Below are 12,271 nucleotides of genomic sequence, written 5' to 3'. Positions count from 1 at the left end.
TCAGCGTGGCCGCCCGGTAGACCCTCAACGGGGTGTTCGCGTCGCGCGGCAGGCGGCGACAACGCGCCCAGACCAGCAGCCGGGTGCCGGTCGAGACGGTCGCTGCGCGACCTCCTCAACCACCCGGCGGTGTGCTTGATCGCTCGCGGGGTTTCGAGACGGTCGCTGCGCGACCTCCTCAACCACCGGGCGGGGATCTAGATGATGCCCAGGGCCGCGTCGACGATGGTCTTGACGGCGTCGGCCGCGCCGGGGTCGCTGGTGTCGGCCATTTCGTCGCCGCCGAGGGTGGCCTTGACCCAGGCATCTACGGCGGCGCACGCGCGCGGTGCGTCGAGGTCGTCGGCCATCGCGGCCAGCACGTCGGCAACCACCGGACCCGACGATGCACCCGCGTGCAGGGAGAAGGCCCGGCGCCAGTCGGCCAAGGTGTCGACCGAGGTCCAGAGCTCGGCGTCGTCCCATTCCCAGTCGCTGCGCCAGTGGTGACGTAGCAGCGTCAGCCGGATCGCCATCGGGTCCACATCGCTGTTGCGCAGCTGGGAGACGAAGACCAGGTTGCCGCGCGACTTCGACATCTTCTCCCCGTCGAGCGCGACCATCCCTGCGTGGGCGTAGGTCTTGGCGAAGGGCTTGCCGGTCGCGACATGTGCCTCGTTGGCGCACATCTCGTGATGGGGGAAGACCAGGTCCGAGCCGCCGGCCTGGACGTCGAAGGTCTCGCCGAGCTCGTCGAGGGCGATCGCGGTGCACTCGATGTGCCAGCCGGGTCGTCCGGGACCGAAGGGGCTCTCCCAGGACGGCTCGCCCTCACGCTCCCCGCGCCAGACCACGCAGTCCAGCGGGTCCTTCTTGCCGGCTCGGTCAGGGTCTCCCCCGCGCTCGGGGAAGATCCGCAGCATCTCCTCCCGGTCCAACCGCGACTCGGCCCCGAACGCCGGGTCGGCGGTGACCGAGAAGTAGAGGTCGTCCTCGACCTGGTAGACCGCCCCCGCGGCCTGCAACCGCTGGATGAGCGCGATCACCAGCGGGATCGACTCGACCGCGCCGATGTAGGCCGCCGGCGGGATCACCCGCAGGGCCGTCATGTCCTGGCGGAACAGCTCGGTCTCGCGCTCGGCCAGCTCCACCCAGTCGACGCCGACCAAGGTCGCGCGCTCCAGCAACGGGTCGTCGACATCGGTGACGTTCTGCACGTACTTGACCCCGTGGCCGGCATTGAGCAACGCCCGATGGAGCAGGTCCCACGCGACGTACGTCGCCGCATGACCCATGTGGGTCGCGTCGTAGGGCGTGATGCCGCACGCGTAGAGACGGGCCTGACCCTGCGGCGCGATGGTCACCAGGGCGTTCGAGGCGGTGTCGTGCAGAGCAACCTGAGGCCCGGTGACCGGCAGAGCGGGAAGGTCCGGGACCGGCCAGGAACGCATGGCGGCAGCGTAGTCGGGCCACCCCGGCCCGCGAACCACTGCCTACGTCAGCGCAAGGGCGACGTGCTGGACCGCTCCCCAGTGCCGCCGGAGCAAGCCGTCCGGCCGCTCAGCCTCCGCGGCGCACCTGAGCCGCTCAGAACGGCGGCCACGGGATCGCGGGCCAGTCACCACGTGGCAAGGGAAAGGCGCCGGTCCGCAGCAGGCGGGCGACGCGGCGGCGGGTGGCCTCGACCTCGTACGGCGTGAGGTGCGCGCCGAGGGCCTCCCCCAGGTCGGCGGACAGGGCCGCCGCGACCAGCTCTAACCCCGCGAGCTCCTGCTCGTCCATCGGCTCGCCCGCCCAGCCCCACAGCACGGTCCGCAGCTTGGGATCGGTGTGGAAGCTGACCCCGTGGTCGACGCCGTAGCGGTGTCCGTCGCCCATCGGCAGCACGTGGCCGCCCTTGCGGTCGGCGTTGTTGACGATGGCGTCGAAGACGACCATCCGGCGCAGGGCAGCACTGCTCTCGTGGACCAGGGACACGTCCTGGTCGCGGTCATCGACGCCGTCGAAGACGTGGAGCCAGCCCGGACGCTCGGCGAGCGACCGCACGACGGTGACCGCCTCCTGCTCGTCGTCGGGCTCCTGCCAGACCTGGACCATCCCAGGTCCGTGCGGACCGTCGCGCAGGAAGGTCAGCGGCACGACGTTCCACCCCAGCGCCTCGGAGACCAGATAGGCACTGCGTTCGCGGTCCGCGAGGGTGCCGTCGGGGAAGTCCCACAGCGGGCGCTCCCCGGCGACCGGCTTGTAGACCACGGTCGTGCCGCACACCTCGCCCACGAAGGTCGCGTTGGATGCGGGCATCACCCGGCCGTGCAGGACCAGCTCTCCGACGAGCAGCTCGGCGGTGGGCTCCCTCACCGAGGTCAGGCCTCGCGTCGCCGGAAGCCGTTGGCCCGGACGCACAGATGCCCCTCCGGGTCGACCGGCCCGCCGCAGAACGGGCAGCTCGGCCGGCCCGCCTCGACCACCCGGCCGGCTCTCAGGGCGAAGGCTCGAGCGGCGCCGGGTGTGATCCGGACCAGGAGAACCTCGTCGGGCTCGGGCTCCTCGTACTCCTCGTCGTCCTCTGGGCCGGCCACGACCTCGCCGGTGATCGGGAACACCTCGATCACGACCCGGCTCTCCGACGGATCCCACGACAGCGTCATCGTGCCGGCGCGGAACTCTTCCTCGATCGGCTGCTCGAGGGGTGCCTGGTCGTCGAGGTCGTGGGGTGCCAGGGCCGGGACGATGGTGCCCGATGGCCCGTCCTCGAGGACCTGGTCGAGCAGCTCGTCGACGCGTTCGGCCAGCACGGCGACCTGCTGCTTCTCCAGCGCCACGCTGACCATCCGGGTGCCGCTGCGGGCCTGGAGGAAGAAGGTGCGCTGTCCGGGTTCGCCGACAGTGCCGACGACGAAGCGCTCGGGGGGGTCGAACTCGTGGATCACAGGCACGGCGACAACCCTATGTCGACGCCCTAGGCGGAAGCCGAGGGCCCGGCGCCGCCGCCGACCACCGCGTCGCTCGAGCGCGCGCCGCTGCGGCTGTGGACCTTGGCGGCCTTCTTGCCGGCCTTCTTGGCGGGCGGGGACAGCCAGGACAGGTCGCCCTCGTGGGTGTTGGTCGCCAGCACGTAGGGGCGGCTTGCGGTGTAGCGCACGACGGACACCGAGGCCGGGTCGACGTGCAGCCGCTGGAACAGGTCGAGGTGCATGCCGAGGGCGTCGGCCAGGAGTGCCTTGACCAGGTCGCCGTGACTGACCGCGACCCACACCGCCCCGGGACCGTGCTTGTTCTCGAGCGCCGCATCCCGGCGTCGGACGGCATCGACGACCCGGGCCTGCATCGCGCCCAGCGACTCCCCGCCGGGGAACGTTGCCGCTGACGGCTGGGCTTGCACGACCTTCCAGAGCGGCTCCTTGGCCAGCTCCTTGAGCGGGCGGCCCTGCCACTGCCCGTAGTCGCACTCGGTGAGTCCCTTGTCCGTGGCCAGCCGTACCTCGCGTCCCGAGGCGCGCTGTGCTCGCGCGATCGCCTGGGCGGTCTGCCGACATCTCTCGAGCGGGCTGGAGACCAGTGCCGCGAGACCGACGTCGGCCAGCCGGGCCGCGGTCCGCTCGGCCTGCTGCAGCCCCGTCTCGTCGAGCCTCACACCAGGCGTGCGACCGGCCAGCACTCCCCCGACGTTGGCGGAGGTACGGCCGTGTCGGACGAGGATCACGGTTGCCACGGAGCTGACGGTAGCCGAGGAGCCGATTGGCTACCGTGGAGACGTGATCGTCGACAGCGCCCTCTACCGCAAGGGCGAGCGAGTCCCCCTCCCTGCCGACGGTCGCGACTTCGCGGCGATGCTCGCCGAGGCCCACCAGGAGCACGACTTCATCTGGGTCGGGGTGACTGATCCCACCGAGGCCGAGCTCAACGCGGTGGCCAAGGCGTTCGGACTCCACCCGCTCGCTGTCGAGGACGCCCTCAACGCGCACCAGCGGCCGAAGCTCGACCGCTACGAGGGCAGCCTCTTCCTGACGCTGCGCACCCTGTGGTACGTCGACGCGGACGACGCCGTGGAGACCGGCGAGATCAACATCTTCCTCGGCGCGAAGTACGTCGTCACAGTGCGCCACGGCGAGGGCTCGGAGCTGCACACCCGTCGCATCGACCTTGAGAGCGATGCCAAGGTGCTCGGTCACGGGCCCTCTGCCGTCGTCTACACCGTGTGCGACCGTGTCGTCGACGACTACGAGCTGGTCGCCGCGTCGCTGCAGGCGGATGTCGACGAGGTCGAGTCGTCGGTGTTCTCGCCCGAGCGCACCGACGACGCCGTGCGGATCTACAAGCTCAAGCGCGAGGTCGCCGAGATGCGCCGCGCCGTGATCCCCCTCAAGGAGCCCATACGTCAGTTCGCCGAGGCCCAGGTCGACAACATCGACGTGGAGGCCCGGCCGTTCTTCGCCGACGTCTACGACCACCTGGCCCGCACCGCCGAGGTCATCGACGGGCTCGACAACCTGCTGACGGCAGCGTTCCAGGGACACCTGGCGCGCATCTCGGTGCAGCAGAACGAGGACATGCGCAAGATCTCGGCGGGCGTGGCCCTGGCCGCCGTGCCCACCCTGATCGCGGGCGTCTACGGCATGAACTTCGACCACATGCCCGAGCTGCGCTGGCAGTTCGGCTACGCCTACGCGATCGGGCTGATGGGCGTCATCGTGTGGGCGTTGTGGCTGTTGTTCAAGAAGTCGGGGTGGCTCTGAGCGCTGCGGCCCCTAGGCGTCGTCGTCGGGCGGCTGCTGGCGGAACCGCTCGTCGAGCCACAGCCTGGCCTGCCCCATCCAGCCCGCGAGGTCGTGGAGCAACATGCCTAGCGCGTCCTGCGTGCGCTGGAACGCGTCGCCGTAGCTGGCGGCGGCCTCTTGGGCGGCGTCGCTGATCTTGGCCGTGGAGTCTCCCTCGCGACGCGGGTAGGTGCCGCCGAGGATGGTCGTGTACTCGCCAGACTCGGTCCAGCGACGAAGCTCGCAGGCGCGTACGACGGCGAACGGGTGGGTCTGGTTCTCGATCAGCAGCAGCTTGAGGACGGAGTCGCGCAGGTCCTCGGTCTCGGTGTACTCGTTGCCCTGCGCGAAGAACGACGTCGCGTCCAGGTCGTCGAGGTGGCCACCCGAAGCGAGCTTCATGTGGAAGCGCGTCGCAGCCGCGGGGTTCTGGCCGGCCAGCAGGCCTGCCCTGTCAGCCGACAGCTCGGACTTGCGCGACCACTCGTAGAGCGCGGCCGTGATGGCACGCAGTCCGAGCGCACCGCCCGGGACGGCGTAGAGGACGCCGGTCAGGCCCAGGAGCCGCATCAGGAGCGTGCGGTAGACCGAGTGGCCGCTCATCGCATGGCCGAGCTCGTGGCCGAGCAGGAAGCGCATCTCGTCGTCGTCGTCCGTGCCGACCAGGTCGACCAGGCCGGAGTTTACCACGATGATCGGCTTGCTCATGCCGATCGTGAACGCGTTGAACTCGGGGCTCGCGCGGACGTAGAGCTCCGGCACGTCCTGGCAGTCGAGGACGGCCGCGACGTCGGCGAGGAGCCGGTGCAGACGGGCGAAGTTGCGCTCGTCGGCGCGCACGGCCGAGCCCAGGAGGAGCAGCCGCATGGATCTCTCGTTGACCAGGCCCGAGAGCGTCTTGAGGAGGGTGTCGAAGCCCTTGAGCCTGCGCAGCGCGACAAGCGCGCCCTTGTCGGCGGGGTGCTCCCACGCTCGCGAGCTGATGCCCGTCAGCACCGTGCGAGTGCGAGCCGGCTGCCTGCCGATGCCGTCGTCTGCTCCTGGGCCGTTCTCCGAGTCGTCCGCCATGATGCGCATCCTCACACGGGCGGCCAAGGCGGGGGTCAAGTAGCGGACATGGCTCCGGTGGTCAACAAGACGAGGAGGGCGACGCCCACCACGACGCGGTAGGGCACGAACCACGCGATCGTGTGGCTCGCGACGAACTTCAGCAGCCACGCCACGCTGGCGTAGGCGACCACGAAGGCGACCGCGGTCCCGACCACCATCGGTCCCGCGCCCAGCGAGCCGTCGAAGGCGTCGGGCAGCTCGTAGATGCCAGCAGCCAGCAGCGCCGGGATCGAGAGGAAGAAGCTGAGCCGGGTGGCCGCGACACGGTCCAGCCCCAAGAACAGGCCTGCGGAGATGGTCGCACCGGACCGCGAGATGCCGGGCACCAGCGAGACGACCTGAGCCATCCCGACGATCACGGCGTCTTGGAGCGAGAGCTGCTTCTCCGTGCGGTCCTGGGTGGCGACCCGCTCGGCGAGCCACATCACGGCACTCCACACGACCAGGGCCACGCCGACCACCCACAGCGAGCGCAGGTCGCCCTTGATCAGGTCCTTGCCCAGCAGGCCGGCCACGCCGACAGGGATGCTGCCCACGATGACGTACCAGCCCATGCGATGGTCGCGGTGACCGCGCCACTGGGCGTCATAGAGGCCACGCACCCAGGCGGTCGCGATCCTGGCGATGTCGCGGGCGAAGTACACGACGACGGCGAGGATCGCGCCCATCTGGATGACGGCGGTGTAGGCCGTCACTGCAGGGTCGTCCAGGTCGAGCCCGAGCGCCTTCTCGGCGATCGTCAGGTGGCCGGTGCTGGAGACGGGGAGGAACTCGGTGAGCCCCTCGACGATGCCGAGGACGACTGCGTCCAGGTAGTCCATGGGTGGGCTCGTGCCTGTTCGTTCGGGAGGTGGCCGCGTCCCACCCTAGAGGTCGCTGGGTTGCCAGTAAGTTATCCGCATGCACGTGCGTCGAGTCGGTGACACCGGCCTCAAGGTGTCCCGACTCGGGCTCGGCACGATGACCTGGGGCCGCGACACCGACGAGCACGAGGCGCGCGACCAGCTGATCGCGTTCGCGGAGGCCGGCGGCACGCTGGTCGACACCGCGGCGGGCTACGCCGACGGCGCGTCCGAGGAGCTCATCGGCAGTCTGGTGGGCGATGTGGTCGCCCGCGACGAGATCGTGATCGCGACCAAGGCCGGTGTCTCGCGCCGCACGGGCAGCCGGGTCACCGACGCCTCTCGCGGCCACCTGCTGAGCTCGCTCGACGCCTCGCTCAAGCGCCTGGGCGTCGACCACGTCGACCTCTGGCAGGTCCACACGTGGGTCGACGACGCGCCGATCGAGGAGACCCTCTCCGCGTTGGACACCGCCGTGGCCAGTGGCCGGGCGTCCTACGTCGGCGTGTCCAACTACTCCGGGTGGCAGACGGCGCAGGCGGCGACCTGGCAGCGTGCGGTTCCGGGCCGGGCGTGGCTGGCCTCGACCCAGGTCGAGTACTCCCTGCTCAACCGATCCATCGACGACGAGGTGCTGCCGGCCGCCCGCGCGCTGGGGCTCGGGGTCTTCGCCTGGTCACCGCTGGGGCGTGGCGTCCTCACCGGCAAGTACCGCTCGGGCACTCCGGCCGACTCCCGCGCCGCTACGTCCCACTTCTCCGGCTTCGTCTCGGCCTACCTGGGCCCGCGCTCGCAGCGCATCGTCGAAGCCGTCGTGCGTGCGGCTGACGGTCTGGGCTGGAGCCCGCTGGAGGTCGCGCTGACCTGGGTGCGCGACCGCCCGGGTGTGACTGCCCCCATCGTCGGCGCTCGCACCGCCCAGCAGCTACGGGGGGCTCTCGGGGTCGAGGAGCTGGCCCTGCCAGAGGAGATCGCCCGGGCTCTCGACGACGTCTCCGGGTTCCCCGCAGGCAACGGGGAGGAGTGAGGTGAGCCGCGTACTCCGGCGTCCGCCCTCCCCCGGGGTGGAGTGGGAGTACGAGCGGCTCACGATCGCCCGCGACTTCTCCAGGTCAGTGGTGACCAAGATGCTGGTCGAGCGGGCCGAGCACGGCGGGTGGGAGCTCGACCGCGTGCGGGTCTCGCCGGACGGGACCCGGCGCGTGGTGCTGCGGCGCAAGATCATCCGGGTCCGCCCGACGCTCTTTCGGCCGATGGCCTGAGGGGTCGGCTCAGCAGGAGATCTTGCGCTCGGCGAAGCAGGTGTCGTCGCCCGGACCGCCGTCGGCGCGGTCCCTGCCCCTGCCACCGCGAAGTACGTCGTCCCCGGCCGCGCCAAAGAGGAAGTCGTCGCCGGGGCCGCCGAGCAGCAAGGCGTCGCCCGCGGGCAGGTTGTTGCAGCCGTTGGAGCCGACGTAGAGCTGGTCGTTGCCTGCGCGTCCCTTGAGCACGACCCGGCAGGTTCCGGCAGCCGTGACCCGTTCGTTGGCGCGACTGCCCAAGAAGGTGACCTGCGAGCCGTGCAGGCCCTGCAGCTCGAACCGCTGGAAGGCCGTCCACACCAGCCGGGTCAGGCCGTCGAGGACGCCACGTCCGGTGACGTTGTCGACGACCCACTCACCGCTGACCGCCGCGCCTGGCAGGGGCTGGTAGGTGTTGTTACCCGTGCCACCTTTCAGCGATGCCGCGCCCGTCAACCCGTAGGTCACCAAGACGTCGTTGCCGGGCCCGAGGTTGACCCGGTCGATGTTGGGAGCCGCACTGCTGCCGCTGATCACGTAGTCGTTGCCCTCGCCGGTGTAGATCGCGTCCTGGTCGTCGGGTGAGTTCTGGTTGGCAGCCTCCTGGCTCCACACCCGATCGACACCCTTGCCGCCGAGGAAGACGTCATCACCGAAGCCGAGGCTGACGAACGACTTGCCGATGTGCCTGCGCGCGCCCACCCAGTCGTCGCCCGGGCCGGCGTTGACCACGACGGGTCCGCGGCCGGTGATGCAGATGGAGTCGTCGCCCGCACCCGTGTCGACGCGGGTGGCGCCCCGGGTGATGAACACGTCGTTGCCCGGTGTGCCGACCATCGTCGCTCCGGCCGACCCGACCTCGGTTGCCGCCCGGCCGTGACACTCCGCTGCCCCCCGCGCGGTCGCCGCCGAGGAGACGGCCACCATCGGGAGCAGAGCCAGCAGGGCGCCCACGACCGCCAGGGGTCGCCGAGCTGGCGCGCGTCGGGGCGCTGACATGTCTCCGGAGCTCCTCAGGGGGTTGGTAGGAGGTACCCACCTGTCGGATGCGGGCTGCGCCGGAAAGGTTCGCAGCAAGCAGCGAGGTCGTCGAGCACGCCCACCGGGTCCATGGTCAGACCTGGTCGAGGAATCGGTCCAGCACCCGGGCACCGAACTCCAGCCCATCGACGGGCACCCGCTCGTCGACCGCGTGGAAGAGCGAGGAGAAGTCGACGTCCTCCGGCATCCTCAGGGGGACGAACCCGTAGGACCGCATCCCCAGCGTGCGGAAGTGCTTGGCGTCCGTCCCGGCGCTGAGGAGGTAGGGGGCCACCAACGCGTCGGGGTCCTCGGCGACCAGGGCGCGGGTCATGGAGTCGACCAGTGCCCCGTCGTACGGCGTCTCCCACGGTGGCTGGTGGGAGAGCGCCTCGTAGGAGACGTCGTCACCGCACAGCTCGGCGAAGGTCGCCCAGAACTCGTCCTCGTAACCCGGCAGGAACCGTCCGTCGACGTGGGCCGTGGCCTCGGTGGGGATGACGTTGACCTTGTAGCCGGCCTGGAGCATCGTCGGGTTGAGGGTGTTGCGCAAGACGGCGCCGATCATCCGAGCCGCCTCACCGAACTCCTCGACCAGGGCCTCGCTGTTGTCGGGCGTGGCCTCGGTGCCGGCCAGCTCGGCCACGGTCGCCAGCAGCGTGCGCATCGTCGGCGTCAGGCGCACGGGCCACTCATGGGTGCCGATCCGCGCGACCGCCGCAGCCAGCGCCGTGATGGCGTTCTCGCGGTTGAGCAGCGACCCGTGTCCGGCCCGGCCACGGGCGGTGAGCCGAACCCACGCCATGCCCTTCTCGGCGGCCTCGATGAGGTAGAGCCGACGGCCGCGCACCTGGGTGCTGAACCCACCCACCTCGCCGACAGCCTCGGTGCAGTGCGCCAGCTCGTCGGGGTGCTCCTCGACGATCCGCTCGGCGCCGCGGTGTCCGCCCGCCTCCTCGTCAGCGGTGAAGCACAAGGTGATGGGCCGCTCGGGCACGGCGCCGGCGCGGGCCCTGGCGCGCACCACCGAGAGGAGCATCGCGTCGAAGTCCTTCATGTCGATGGCGCCTCGGCCCCACACGAAGCCGTCACGCACCTCACCCGAGAACGGGTGCACCTGCCAGTCCTCGGCTGCGGCAGGTACGACGTCGAGGTGGCCGTGAAGAAGCAGCCCGCCCTGCTGCCCGCCCCGCTGCCCGGCCGGGTCGCCCCATCGGCCGCCCCACTGCGCCACGACGTTGGTGCGGCCGGGCTCCCCCTCGATGAGCCGGGCCTCGATGCCCACCTCGTCGAGCAACGCTGCGACCAGCTCGGCGGCCTTGCGCTCCCCCGGCCCTTCCTGGTCGCCGTAGTTGGACGTGTCGATCCGGATCAGGTCTCGGCAGATGTCGACGACCTCGGCGGCGGGGTCGTAGGAAGGACCTGAGCTGTCGCCCGAAGAGCGACCCGCGGAGTCGTCTGGATGGCCCGTCATGCGCCTCATCCAAGCACCCCCGACAGACGCCTCTGGCGATGCGGGCAGACCCGATCGCCTTTGCTACGCTTCCAGCCGCACTCGTCCGGGTGGCGGAATTGGCAGACGCGCTAGCTTGAGGTGCTAGTGCCCTTTATCGGGCGTGGGGGTTCAAGTCCCCCCTCGGACACACGATCGAATTGCCGAGCGGAGCTCGGCTGTCCGCGTGCAGGACGGAGCCCGCCGCAGCAGACTCTTGTGCGCTCGGTCGAGAACCGCGGGATCAGGTTCTCAGGGGGCAGGAGAGGAAGACGAGGTTCCGCTCCTCGGGTTCCGGCGGGCGCGTTCACCGAACCGATCAAGGGCGTCGAGAACTTCGGTCGCCTGCCAGACAACGTTCCTCTTCTGGCCTTCGCCGTGGACGGTCGTGGGCCTGGAGAGGGCCCCAGCCTCTTGGAGTTGGCGCAGCGCGTTGTCAGCCGCGGGCTGGGTGACGTTCATCGTCTCCTGGACCAACTTGGAGGTCACCGACGGCTGGCGGAGCAGGAACGGTAGGACCCGCCAGGCGACGGCGTCCTTGCGGGCGCGGAGGCTGACCGCCCAAGCGTCATGGAATGCCTTCAGCTCGCCGGCGAGCTGCTGGCCGTTGCTGACGGCGGCGAATGCGGCTCGGCTGAACTCGTCGATGATCGGGTTGGGGTCGCCGTCGCGGTAGGCGGTCAGCGCGTCGTAGTAGGCGGTCGTGTCGGAGAGCAGCCCCGCAGACACAGGAACCGTGGTGCGGGTGGTCGCACCACCGTTTCGAAGCATGACATGGACCAGTGCGCGGCCGGTGCGGCCGTTTCCGTCGCTGAAGGGGTGAATCGTTTCGAACTGGGCATGTGCGATGGCCGCGTGTGCCAGTAGCGGGAGGTCAGTTCGCTCGGAGAAGGCGCAGAGGTCTCTGATCGAGTCTTCGATCCGGTGATGCCGGGGCGGGACGAAGTCCGCCCGATGTGGTGAGTAGTCCGTCCCGCCGATCCAGACTTGCTGGTCACGGAAATGTCCGGGAGCGGCTCGGTCCTGACCGTGCATGAGGGCTTCGTGGATGGCCAAGATGTGGTCAATGGTCAGGGGCCCTATGAGTTCGAGGGCGCGGTTCATGGCCTCGACGTTCGCTTGGACGAGTCTGGCATTCGACCCGAACTTGGCCAGTCCGACATCAGCCAGGGACAACGCCTTGGCGCCGACAGTGATGTTCTCTATCTGTGAGGATGACGCGGACTCGGTCCGAAGCAGGACCGCGGACAGCGGGGCAAACTCCCCGTCGAACAGGGCGGAGAGCTCGGCGTCGAACCGCGTGATCGCTGCCCTGGCGTCTTCTGCTCGCGCGGCTACGTCTGGGTCGATGTCGAACTGCAGGAACTCGATGACGGTGGGTACTGCCGCGCGATAGGGCCTTCCGTTGACCGACAATCGCTGGCGATCCATTGCTTGGACAGGTGTGGTCGGCTCCCAGGTGACCTTGTCCCAGGAAAGCGCAAGTCCGTGCGTCCGCGTCACAGTCGATCCCTGTCTTCGCCAGCAAGTTAGAAAAGGATAGCTCATTATCCTTTTCTAACTTTCATCCTGAAGAAGGATCGTGCTCGATGCGCAAGAGCCGACAGGACCTCTGCCCCCGGTGTCACGTCGATGACGCTGGGCGCACCCCAGGGCCGAGTGGTCTGGACCAGTCGTCTCCTTGGGCGCGACGTGAGCGGTCCGGACCAGTGGGCGAGGCACACTTTCCACCGCGGCTGCGCGCACGGGGGCACGCGGCCAGACGACGAGTCACCATGGGTGCCGGAAGGG

At 69.8% G+C, this 12,271-nt stretch carries 12 protein-coding genes and 1 tRNA gene; 4 read left to right on the top strand and 9 right to left on the bottom strand.

The window, feature by feature from the left end; all coding sequences use genetic code 11:
- Nucleotides 1–197: 197 nt before the first annotated feature.
- The 4 genes from mshC to ISU10_RS09595 form a co-directional block, all read right to left on the bottom strand.
- Nucleotides 198–1,430: a cysteine--1-D-myo-inosityl 2-amino-2-deoxy-alpha-D-glucopyranoside ligase gene (mshC, locus tag ISU10_RS09610; protein ID WP_194696156.1), complete on the bottom strand. Its 1,233-nt coding sequence runs from the start codon at nt 1,428–1,430 to the stop codon at nt 198–200.
- Nucleotides 1,431–1,566: 136 nt separating this feature from the next.
- A complete protein-coding gene (locus ISU10_RS09605) occupies nt 1,567–2,337 on the bottom strand; it encodes an SCO1664 family protein (protein WP_370865068.1) in 771 nt (256 codons plus the stop codon).
- Nucleotides 2,338–2,342: 5 nt separating this feature from the next.
- On the bottom strand, nt 2,343–2,915 hold the full coding sequence (locus ISU10_RS09600; RefSeq protein WP_194696155.1) for a DUF3090 domain-containing protein: 573 nt from the start codon (nt 2,913–2,915) through the stop codon (nt 2,343–2,345).
- A gap of 23 nt (nt 2,916–2,938) precedes the next feature.
- Nucleotides 2,939–3,691 carry a histidine phosphatase family protein gene (locus ISU10_RS09595; RefSeq protein ID WP_194696154.1) on the bottom strand — a complete coding sequence of 251 codons (753 nt, stop codon included), beginning with the start codon at nt 3,689–3,691 and terminating at the stop codon, nt 2,939–2,941.
- 43 nt (nt 3,692–3,734) lie between these two features.
- Between ISU10_RS09595 and corA the strand changes: the two genes are divergently transcribed.
- On the top strand, nt 3,735–4,715 hold the full coding sequence (gene corA, locus ISU10_RS09590) for a magnesium/cobalt transporter CorA (protein ID WP_194696153.1): 981 nt from the start codon (nt 3,735–3,737) through the stop codon (nt 4,713–4,715).
- Between the two features lie 12 nt (nt 4,716–4,727).
- On the opposite strand, the gene ISU10_RS09585 is transcribed toward corA, so the two are convergent.
- Nucleotides 4,728–5,804, bottom strand: a complete 1,077-nt coding sequence (locus ISU10_RS09585; RefSeq protein WP_194696152.1) for a M48 family metallopeptidase — start codon at nt 5,802–5,804, stop codon at nt 4,728–4,730.
- A gap of 35 nt (nt 5,805–5,839) precedes the next feature.
- Nucleotides 5,840–6,667: an undecaprenyl-diphosphate phosphatase gene (locus ISU10_RS09580; protein ID WP_194696151.1), complete on the bottom strand. Its 828-nt coding sequence runs from the start codon at nt 6,665–6,667 to the stop codon at nt 5,840–5,842.
- A gap of 79 nt (nt 6,668–6,746) precedes the next feature.
- Here ISU10_RS09580 and ISU10_RS09575 point away from each other — a divergent pair, with 79 nt between their 5' ends.
- Nucleotides 6,747–7,715, top strand: coding sequence for an aldo/keto reductase (locus ISU10_RS09575; RefSeq protein ID WP_194696150.1), 969 nt, complete (start codon nt 6,747–6,749; stop codon nt 7,713–7,715).
- A gap of 1 nt (nt 7,716) precedes the next feature.
- Nucleotides 7,717–7,950 carry a DUF5703 family protein gene (locus ISU10_RS09570; RefSeq protein ID WP_370865065.1) on the top strand — a complete coding sequence of 78 codons (234 nt, stop codon included), beginning with the start codon at nt 7,717–7,719 and terminating at the stop codon, nt 7,948–7,950.
- A gap of 9 nt (nt 7,951–7,959) precedes the next feature.
- On the opposite strand, the gene ISU10_RS09565 is transcribed toward ISU10_RS09570, so the two are convergent.
- Nucleotides 7,960–8,967, bottom strand: coding sequence for a calcium-binding protein (locus tag ISU10_RS09565; RefSeq protein WP_194696149.1), 1,008 nt, complete (start codon nt 8,965–8,967; stop codon nt 7,960–7,962).
- A gap of 115 nt (nt 8,968–9,082) precedes the next feature.
- Nucleotides 9,083–10,462 (bottom strand): M20/M25/M40 family metallo-hydrolase, encoded by a 1,380-nt coding sequence (locus tag ISU10_RS09560; protein WP_194696178.1) that lies wholly within the window; start codon nt 10,460–10,462, stop codon nt 9,083–9,085.
- An 83-nt stretch (nt 10,463–10,545) separates the two neighbouring features.
- Here ISU10_RS09560 and ISU10_RS09555 point away from each other — a divergent pair.
- A tRNA-Leu gene (locus ISU10_RS09555) sits at nt 10,546–10,631 on the top strand.
- A 101-nt stretch (nt 10,632–10,732) separates the two neighbouring features.
- Here the strand turns inward: ISU10_RS09555 and ISU10_RS09550 are convergent.
- A complete protein-coding gene (locus ISU10_RS09550; protein WP_370865063.1) occupies nt 10,733–11,983 on the bottom strand; it encodes a Fic family protein in 1,251 nt (416 codons plus the stop codon).
- Nucleotides 11,984–12,271 lie beyond the last annotated feature (288 nt).

This window comes from Nocardioides agariphilus (assembly GCF_015352445.1).
Taxonomy (GTDB): domain Bacteria; phylum Actinomycetota; class Actinomycetes; order Propionibacteriales; family Nocardioidaceae; genus Nocardioides; species Nocardioides agariphilus.
Note: the sequence above shows the minus strand (reverse complement) of the source record. Positions and strands in the feature narration are given on the sequence as shown.

Excerpts from the sequence above, each read along its gene's own strand:
- ISU10_RS09585 (WP_194696152.1), bottom strand. The coding sequence starts at position 5,804 with ATGGCGGACGACTCGGAGAACGGCCCAGGAGCAGACGACGGCATCGGC.
- ISU10_RS09575 (WP_194696150.1), top strand. The coding sequence starts at position 6,747 with ATGCACGTGCGTCGAGTCGGTGACACCGGCCTCAAGGTGTCCCGACTC.
- mshC (WP_194696156.1), bottom strand. The coding sequence starts at position 1,430 with ATGCGTTCCTGGCCGGTCCCGGACCTTCCCGCTCTGCCGGTCACCGGG.
- ISU10_RS09565 (WP_194696149.1), bottom strand. The coding sequence starts at position 8,967 with ATGTCAGCGCCCCGACGCGCGCCAGCTCGGCGACCCCTGGCGGTCGTG.
- ISU10_RS09560 (WP_194696178.1), bottom strand. The coding sequence starts at position 10,462 with ATGACGGGCCATCCAGACGACTCCGCGGGTCGCTCTTCGGGCGACAGC.
- ISU10_RS09580 (WP_194696151.1), bottom strand. The coding sequence starts at position 6,667 with ATGGACTACCTGGACGCAGTCGTCCTCGGCATCGTCGAGGGGCTCACC.